At 64.9% G+C, this 8,599-nt stretch carries 8 protein-coding genes; 3 read left to right on the forward strand and 5 right to left on the reverse strand.

Annotated elements, in window-relative coordinates:
• Positions 1-730, forward strand: a 730-nt coding sequence (locus G3N97_RS33570) for an NmrA family transcriptional regulator (protein ID WP_205997192.1), incomplete at its 5' end; no start/stop codon positions are given.
• A 34-nt stretch (positions 731-764) separates the two neighbouring features.
• Here the strand turns inward: G3N97_RS33570 and G3N97_RS33575 are convergent.
• From G3N97_RS33575 to G3N97_RS33595, 5 genes are all read right to left on the reverse strand, one after another.
• Positions 765-1,640, reverse strand: coding sequence for a CoA ester lyase (locus G3N97_RS33575; RefSeq protein WP_205997193.1), 876 nt, complete (start codon positions 1,638-1,640; stop codon positions 765-767).
• The gene (locus tag G3N97_RS33580; protein ID WP_205997194.1) at positions 1,630-2,562 is read right to left on the reverse strand and encodes an FAD-binding protein; all 933 of its coding nucleotides are present in this window, start codon (positions 2,560-2,562) and stop codon (positions 1,630-1,632) included. Before G3N97_RS33580 ends, G3N97_RS33575 begins: the two co-directional genes overlap by 11 nt.
• Before the next feature lie 13 nt (positions 2,563-2,575).
• The gene (locus G3N97_RS33585) at positions 2,576-3,325 is read right to left on the reverse strand and encodes an electron transfer flavoprotein subunit beta/FixA family protein (RefSeq protein ID WP_205997195.1); all 750 of its coding nucleotides are present in this window, start codon (positions 3,323-3,325) and stop codon (positions 2,576-2,578) included.
• 131 nt (positions 3,326-3,456) lie between these two features.
• Positions 3,457-5,160 carry an AMP-binding protein gene (locus G3N97_RS33590; RefSeq protein ID WP_205997196.1) on the reverse strand — a complete coding sequence of 568 codons (1,704 nt, stop codon included), beginning with the start codon at positions 5,158-5,160 and terminating at the stop codon, positions 3,457-3,459.
• Between the two features lie 147 nt (positions 5,161-5,307).
• On the reverse strand, positions 5,308-6,270 hold the full coding sequence (locus G3N97_RS33595; protein ID WP_074981784.1) for a cyclase family protein: 963 nt from the start codon (positions 6,268-6,270) through the stop codon (positions 5,308-5,310).
• Between the two features lie 284 nt (positions 6,271-6,554).
• Here G3N97_RS33595 and G3N97_RS33600 point away from each other — a divergent pair, with 284 nt between their 5' ends.
• Both G3N97_RS33600 and G3N97_RS33605 read left to right on the forward strand, forming a co-directional pair.
• A complete protein-coding gene (locus G3N97_RS33600; RefSeq protein ID WP_205997197.1) occupies positions 6,555-8,246 on the forward strand; it encodes an AMP-binding protein in 1,692 nt (563 codons plus the stop codon).
• The coding region (locus G3N97_RS33605) for a biotin carboxylase N-terminal domain-containing protein (protein WP_346778159.1) at positions 8,243-8,599 on the forward strand (357 nt) is incomplete at its 3' end. The genes G3N97_RS33600 and G3N97_RS33605, both read left to right, overlap by 4 nt.

Raw genomic sequence — 8,599 nt, forward strand, 5'->3', positions numbered from 1 at the left:
GGCGATACGCGGCGCGCACGCCGTGCAGCTACTCTGTCCCCTCGCGCCTGGCGACGCCGATCCCGCCGCCAGCACGCGCGCGATGATCGACATCAGCGCCGACGCCCTGCGCGCCGATCCGCCCGCCACGCTGCTCGCGATTTCCGATTACGGCGCGGAACTGGCGCAGAACACCGGCATCACGAGTCTGTTTCATTACCTCGAACAGGCGCTGAAATCGATCGAGACGCCGCTGATCCTGCTTCGTTCCGCCGAGCATATGCAGAACTGGACGCGCGTGATTCCCGGCGCGCTCGAATCGGGCATGCTGCCGAGTTTTCATCATCCGCTCGACAAGCGCTTTCCCACGGTCGCGGCGCAGGATGTGGGCGCAGTGTCGGCGGCGTTGCTGATGGAACCGGCGCGCGCGAACGGCGTGCGGGTGGTGAGCGTCGAGGGGCCTCGCCGTATCAGCGCGACCTATGTCGCCGACGTGCTCAGCGAGACGAGCGGACGCGACATCGCCGCGCGCGAATTGCCGCGCGAGCAATGGACGCCCGCGCTGAAGCTCGCGGGGCTCAGCGACGCGCACGCGCGTCTGATCACCGATCTCTACGACGTGCACAACGCGGGGAAAATCGACGTGGAATTCGGTCAGGCCGAGCGGCGCTTCGGCACGACCGAGTTGATGGAGGTGTTCGCGCCACTCGTCGCGAAGCTGCGCGGCGCGCGGCAGGCTGCGCCGGGATGAACGCCCGACGCCGCGTGTACCGCGTGTATTCGCTTCACGCGCCCTGCTGCGCCACCGCCGCGGCCAGCGCGAGCAATTGCTGCGCGCGCAGAATCACGGGCCGGTCGACCATCTTGCCGTCGACGGTAATCGCACCCGCCTGCGCCTCGCCCGCGGCTTGCGCCACGCGTGCGGCCCATGCGAGTTCCGCTTCGCTCGGGCGATAGCAGCGATGCACGGCGTCGATCTGCTTCGGATGAATGCAGAGCTTCGCGCCGAAGCCGAGCCGCTTGCCGTTGAGCGCGTCGGCTTCGATGCGCGCGAGATCCTGAATGTCGGGCGTCACGCCGTCGACCGGCGCGTCGATGCCCGCCACGCGCGAGATCAGCGCCAGTTGCGAGCGATAGTGATTGAGCGGCTCGCCGTCGTCGGGCATGCCCATTTCGGCGATGAAGTCGAGCGTGCCGAACATCAGCCGCTTCACGAACGGCGCGCGCGCGACGTCCATCGCGTTCCACATGCCGAGCGCGCTTTCGATCAGCGGAAACACCGGCACGCGGCGACGCGCGAGCGCGACGGTCGCGCTCACGTCGGTGCCGTGTTCGGCTTTCGGCAGCACGATGCCCGCGACGCCGTCGAGCGCGCCGAGTTTCGCATCGGCTTCGAACCACGGCGTGGCGCGGCCATTGATGCGCACCAGCACCGGATGGCGGCGCGAGACCCAGTTCGCGATGTTCTCGCGCGCCGCGTCCTTCGCGGCGGGCTCGACCGCATCTTCGAGGTCGATGATGACCGCGTCCGCGCCGCTCTCGAGCGCGCGTTCGAAACGCTCGGGGCGGCTGCCCGGCACGAACAGGAACGATTGCGGCAAGAACGCGGCTTTGGCGGCGTCGTCTCGGACGGGCGTCGTGGTGTTGGGCTCAAAGTGCATCGGCAAGCTCCGGCACGGCCGTAAACAGATCGCTAACGAGACCGTAATCGGCCACGGTGAAGATCGGCGCTTCTTCGTCCTTGTTGATCGCGACGATCACCTTCGAGTCTTTCATGCCCGCGAGATGTTGAATCGCGCCTGAAATACCGATGGCGACGTAAAGCTGCGGCGCGACGATCTTGCCGGTTTGACCGACCTGATAATCGTTCGGCACGTAGCCTGCATCGACGGCTGCGCGTGACGCGCCAAGTGCGGCGTTGAGTTTGTCGGCGAGCGGTTCGAGCACCTTCGTGTAGTTTTCGCCGCTGCCAAGACCGCGTCCGCCGGAGACGATGATTTTCGCGCTCGTCAATTCAGGGCGATCGAGTTTCGTGACTTCGCGATTGACGAATTGCGCCTTGCCGTTATCCGCTGCCGCTTCGATTTTTTCAACCGATGCGTTGCCGCCTTCCGCAGCGACGGCGTCGAACGCTGTGGTGCGAACGGTGATGACTTTGATGGCATCTTGAGATTGCACGGTCGCAATCGCATTGCCAGCGTAAATCGGACGCTCGAACGTATCAGCGTTTTCAACCGCAGTGATATTGCTGATCTGCGCGACATCGAGCTTCGCAGCAATACGCGGCGTAACGTTTTTACCGCTTGCCGTAGCGGGCGCGAGAATATGCGAGTAGTTCTTCGCGATCGAAAGCACCGTCGCTTCAACGTTTTCCGCGAGACTGTGTTCGAGTTGCGGCGCATCGGCCAGCAGCACCTTGGAAACGCCGACGATTTTCGCCGCTGCATCCGCCGCCGCTTGCGCGTTGTGCCCCGCGATCAGCATATGTACATCGCCGCCAATTTTCTGCGCCGCTGCAATCGTATTCAGCGTTGCGGCTTTAATCGACTGATTGTCGTGTTCTGCAATTACCAGATTCGTCATTTCGATTCGCTCCTCACAACACCTTGGCTTCGGTCTTCAGCTTCTCGACCAGCGTTTTCACATCAGGCACTTTCACGCCTGCGCTACGCTTGGGCGGTTCCGAAACTTTCAGCGTCTTCAAACGCGGAGCGACATCGACGCCGAGGTCGGCGGGCGTAATCGTTTCAAGCGGCTTCTTCTTCGCCTTCATGATGTTCGGCAGCGTGACGTAGCGCGGCTCGTTCAAACGCAGGTCCGTCGTCACGACAGCGGGCAACGTCAGCGCCAAGGTTTCCGCGCCGCCATCGACTTCACGCGCCACCGTTGCCTTGCCATCCGCGACCGTGATTTTTGAAGCGAACGTCGCTTGCGGCAGATCCGCCAAAGCGGCAAGCATCTGGCCGGTCTGATTCGAATCGTCGTCGATGGCTTGTTTGCCGAGAATTACCAACGAGGGCTGTTCCTTATCGACGAGCGCTTTCAACAGCTTCGCCACCGCCAGCGGTTGCAAATCCTCATTCGATTCGATCAACACCGCGCGATCTGCGCCAATCGCCAAAGCTGTACGCAGCGTCTCCTGCGCCTGCGAAACGCCCGCAGAAACCGCAATCACTTCCGTCGCGATACCCGCTTCTTTCAAGCGCACCGCTTCCTCGACCGCGATTTCATCGAACGGATTCATCGACATCTTGACGTTCGCGATATCCACGCCCGTGCCGTCCGACTTCACACGAACCTTCACGTTGTAATCGACCACGCGTTTGACCGGCACCACGATTTTCACTTTCGATCTCCTCCATTGCATCATTCGAATTGCACGATTGACGCATTACACGTGGGATCGGCGAAATCGGCCACTATCGATTAACTCTACCGGTCATAGCCCAGACCTATTGGCGAGGTCTCAACGCGATTTCAACCCCGCAATTCGCGGCGCAGAATCTTGCCCGTCACGGTCTTCGGCAACTCGTCGATGATCGTCACGATGCGCGGATATTTATACGCCGCCATGCGCGTCTTGCAGTATGCGGCCAGTTCGTCGGGCGTCACGTTCGCGCCCGGCTTGAGACTCACCACGGCTTTCACGGTCTCGCCGCGATAACTGTCCGGCACGCCCACCACGGCCGCCTCGCGCACGGCCGGATGCGTGTACAGCACGTCCTCCACTTCGCGCGGCCAGACCTTGTAACCGCCCGCGTTGATCATGTCCTTCTTGCGATCCACGAGATAGAACCAGCCCTGCGCATCCATGAAGCCCACGTCGCCGGTGCGGAAGTAACCGTCGACGATCGCCTTCGCGCTTTCCTGCGGCTTGTTCCAGTAGCCGGGCACGATCATCGGTCCGCGCGAAATGATCTCGCCCACTTCGCCCGCCGGCAGCGGCTGGCCCGCATCGTCGCCGATATACGACTCCACGTTGAACGCCGGCACGCCGATGGCCAGCGTGCCCGACGCGGCATCGACGGGCGCTTCGCTGCCGACCGGCACGACGTGCGTGGGCGAATTCGTTTCGGTCAGCCCGTAGCCGTTGTGGATGTAGTGGCCGAAGCGCGAGCGGAACGCTTCGATCACGCTCGGCGGAATCGGCGCGCCGCCCGAATAGATGCGGCGCAGCGAGGCGAAATGCTCGCGCGTCGCGCGCGGATGATTCATCAGCGCGATAAACACCGTAATCGCGCCGATGGTGAACTCCGGCTTGTGTTCGGCGATGGCGTCGAGCAGCACACCCGGTTCGAAGCGGAACGCCAGCACGAGCGGCGCGGCGCAGATGAAGGCCGCGCCCACATGACCGACCAGCCCGGTGATATGAAACAGCGGCGCCACGCCGAGCAGCGGCGCGCCTTCGCGCAAGCCCACCCAGTCGCGATAGACCTGCGCGTTGAAGGCCACGTTGCCGTGCGTGTTCATCGCGCCCTTCGGCACGCCCGTGGTGCCCGAGGTGTAGACGAGCATGGCGACGTCGTCGCTGCGGAGGTCGATCGCGGGCGGCGTCTGGCCGCGATACGCTTCGATGACGGTGCGGAAGTCTGCGGCATCGTCGCGCGGTTGAGTTTCGCGCGCGCGGTCCATGCCTGCGAACAGACGCTCGTCGTGGCGCTGCTGATAATCGAGCGCCGAAGTCGTCATCACCTGCGGATGTACGCGCGCACTCGCCGCGATCTCGCCGTTCGCCAAGCGTGCGTCTTCTTCGGCCAGCAGCGGACGCACCACCTCGTCGTGCAGCGTGCCATGACACACGAGCAGACGCGCGCCCGAATCCGCGAGCAGCACGCGCAATTCGCGCGCACGATTCATCGGATTGACCGGCACCGCAATCGCGCCGAGTTTCCACGCGGCCACCAGCGCGATCACGAATTGCGGCACGTTCTGCAGATAGATCGCCACGCGCTCGCCGCGCGCGATGCCGCGGTCGCGCCACGCGCAGGCGAGCGCGTCCGATTGCGCATCGAGTTCGGCGTAGGTGAGCGCGCCGTCGAAATACAGCAGCGCGGGCCGCGCGGGCGCGCGCGCCACAGCCGCGCGAAACAGACTCAGGGCATCGCCGTATTGCGGTTCGATGGTGGCCGTGTGACCCGCCGCGTAATGCGCAAGCCACGGTTTGCTTTCATAGGGCGTCATGGGCGCTCCAGCAATTCCAGCAAAAAAAGGCCGCCGCGCGGCGATTTTTCAACGCGGCACGGCGGCATCGCGGCACCGCGCGGGCGGACCGGTTCTCAAAGAATCGACGAATACGCAACAGCGGAAGCAATGCGGGCGATGCTACGCCTACTTCACCACCACCGGATTCACCGGCGCGCCGCTGCCGTTCACCACTTTCAGCGGCGCGGCGGTGTAGAGAAAATTCCACTGGCCGTCTTCGGCGCAATCGGCGGCGAGCGGATCGAGTTGCGCGATTTCGGTGAGCGTCACGCCCAGATTGCGCATCAGCGCGTTGTGCAGCGGCAGCGCCACGCCCGAGACCGGATCGACGGTGACTTCGTTTGCAATCGTGTCGGTGACGAGATTCGGGATCTCCATGCGATGGAACCACTCGACGAGTTCGCGGCTATACGTGAGCCCCGGTTCGACGAAGTTCTGATAGAACTCGGCCTGATCGCGCTCGTAAAACGAGCCGATCCAACCGGTGCGAATCACGAGAATGTCGCGCTTCTCGATCTGCACGCCCTGCGCCTTCGCGGCCGCGAGCAGGTCTTCGTGCGTGAAGGTTTCGCCCGGATCGAGCACGGCCTTGCCGCGATGGCGCGCCATGTCGATCAGCACGCCGCGCCCCACCACGCCGCGCTCGGCGATCGGCAGCACGCTCGCTTTCTCCAGCCCGCCGATGGTCGACTTCGCGTCGTAGCCGTTCCAGAGCTGATCGTCGTACCAGACGTGGCCGAGCGCGTCGTACTGCGTCGAGCCTTGCAGATACATGATCATCATGTCGTCGGCGTATTCGGCGAGCCCTGGAAACAGCGGGCCTTTTCCGCACAGGTAATGGCCCTTGTCCATCACGTTCATGCGGCGCGCCTGCGAACGCCCCGGCCAGACCGGATCGCCCTTCGGATGCCCCATCTGGATCTGCAGCGTGAAGGTCTTGCCCGATCGCACCGACGCCACGCCGCGCAACACCTCGGCCTGCGTCAGATAGTTGAGCGAGCCCACTTCGTCGTCGCTGCCCCACTTGCCCCAATTCTTCGGCGAATCCTGCAGCAGTTCGGCCACTTCCGGAACGTTCTTCGACTCCATGCGCTGTCTCCTTTCCTCTCACACGTTGATGGGTGATGCAGATGGAACGACGCGAACGCGGTGCGCGTTCGGGGTATCGAAATAAATCGCACGACCGTGCGGTAAAGTCAACCGGGAAAAACAGCAGGCGCAGAAAAGTGCGTTCGTGCACATCATGGATGGTCGGCGACCTCTCTCTCACGCGCGGCGCGCTGAATCACCGATTCAGGGTTTCGTCGTTTCCACGCCGCGATTCAACGCGCATTGCGAACCGGCGCACGTGTGTGCGTTCCGCGAGGCTTTCCATGAACGAACGCGAGTATCTGGACGATCTGCATCGAAAATGGGCGCGCGCCTGGCCCGCCGATGCGCCGCGCGAGCCGCAGTATCCGCTCGGCCAGCGGCCTTTGACGGCCTATCTGCGCGAGTGGGCGCGCCGCGCGCCGCAACGTGCCGCCGTGCACTTCTACGGCCGCACGCTCAGCTACGGCGAACTCGACCGCCTCAGCGACCGGTGCGCGGCGCTGCTTGCGTCGCTCGGCGTGCAGCGCGGCGACCGCGTCGCCGTCTTCATGCCCAACTGTCCGCAGATGCACGTGGCGTTCTACGGCATCCTCAAGCTCGGCGCGGTGCATGCGCCCGTGAGCCCGCTGTCGAAGGCGCTCGAACTCGGTTATCAGCTCAAGGACAGCGGCGCGCGCGTAGTGATCTGCGCCGATCAGCTGCTGTCCGTGGTCGATCAGGTGCGCGACGAGTGCGCGTTGCGCGAGGTGATCGCGACCAGCGTGGGCGAGATGCGCGGCGCGCAATCGGCGGTGCCGCTGCCCGATATCGTGCTCGCGCCCAAGGTGACGAGCGCTCGCGCCATCGACTTCCTGCCCGCGCTCGACGCGGCCAACGGCCCGGTGCCCGACGACGAACCGCAACTCGACGACATCGCCGCGCTCAACTACACGGGCGGCACCACGGGCTTGCCGAAGGGCTGCATCCACACGCACGGCGACATGCTCTACACCTGCGCGAGCTTCACGCCGGTCGCGCTGCACGCCGACGAACACACCGTCTTCCTCAACTTCCTGCCCGAGTTCTGGATCGCGGGCGAAAACGCGGGCCTGCTGTTTCCGGTGTTTGCGGGCGCGTCGCTCGTGCTGCTCGCGCGCTGGGACGCGCTCGCCTGGATGTGCGCCGTGCAGCACTATCGCGTGACGCATTGCGGCATGCTCGTCGACAGCGTCGCCGACGTGCTCGATCAACCGACCGTGCGCGACTTCGACTACGGCTCGCTGCAACGCGTGGGCGCGATCTCGTTCATCAAGAAGCTCACGCCCGATTACCGCCGCCGCTGGCGCGAACTCACGGGCTGCACGCTCTACGAATTCGCGTACGGCATGACCGAAACGCACACCTGCGACACCTTCACGCTCGGCCTTCAGGACGACGACCGCGACCTGCGCGCGCAACCGACCTTCGTCGGCCTGCCGGTGCCGGGCACCGAATTCAAGGTCTGCGATTTCGCGAGCGGCGCGCTGCTGCCGCCGGGCGGCGAAGGCGAATTGTGCGTGCGCTCGCCGTCGCTGTTCAAAGGCTACTGGCAGCGCGAGGCGGCCAGCGCCGACGCGCTGCGCGACGGCTGGCTGCATACCGGCGACCTCGCCACGATCACCGAAGAAGGCTTCATCCGCTATCTCGGACGGCGCAAGGAAATGCTCAAGGTGAACGGCATGAGCGTGTTTCCGAGCGAACTCGAAGCGCTGCTCGGCCAGCATCCGGCGATTGCGGGCAGCGCGGTGATCGGCAAGGCGGACGCCGCGCGCGGTCAGCAGCCGGTTGCCTTTGTCGTGCTCAAACCGGGCAGCGGCGCGAGCGGCGACGAACTCGCCGCGTGGTGCCGCGCCTCGATGGCCGTCTACAAGGTGCCGGAAATCCGCGTGATCGACGCATTGCCGATGACCGCGACCGGCAAGGTCAGAAAACAGGAACTGGACAAGCTGCTGTGACGAACTCCGCCTCCCCTGCTCCCCACCCTGCACTGCGGTCGCTGCTGATCGCCAATCGCGGCGAGATTGCCGTGCGCATCGCGCGCGCCGCCGCCGAAGCGAATCTGCGCAGCGTCGCGGTCTATGCCGAAGACGACGCGCAGTCGCTGCACGTGCGCCGCGCCGACCTCGCCGTGCCGCTCGCCGGACGCGGCACCGCCGCGTATCTCGACATCGCGCAACTGGTCGAAGCCGCGCGCGCGAACGGCTGCGACGCCGTGCATCCCGGCTACGGCTTCCTGAGCGACAGCGCCGAATTCGCGCGCGCCTGCGCGGCGGCCGGTTTGCGCTTCGTCGGGCCGTCGCCGCTCGTG

Source organism: Paraburkholderia sp. Ac-20347 (assembly GCF_017104805.1).
Classification (GTDB): domain Bacteria; phylum Pseudomonadota; class Gammaproteobacteria; order Burkholderiales; family Burkholderiaceae; genus Paraburkholderia; species Paraburkholderia tropica.

Bases quoted from the DNA above. Each gene is read 5' to 3' on its own strand.
- G3N97_RS33575 (WP_205997193.1), bottom strand. From the start codon at position 1,640: ATGCACTTTGAGCCCAACACCACGACGCCCGTCCGAGACGACGCCGCC.
- G3N97_RS33590 (WP_205997196.1), bottom strand. From the start codon at position 5,160: ATGACGCCCTATGAAAGCAAACCGTGGCTTGCGCATTACGCGGCGGGT.
- G3N97_RS33580 (WP_205997194.1), bottom strand. From the start codon at position 2,562: ATGACGAATCTGGTAATTGCAGAACACGACAATCAGTCGATTAAAGCC.
- G3N97_RS33595 (WP_074981784.1), bottom strand. From the start codon at position 6,270: ATGGAGTCGAAGAACGTTCCGGAAGTGGCCGAACTGCTGCAGGATTCG.
- G3N97_RS33600 (WP_205997197.1), top strand. From the start codon at position 6,555: ATGAACGAACGCGAGTATCTGGACGATCTGCATCGAAAATGGGCGCGC.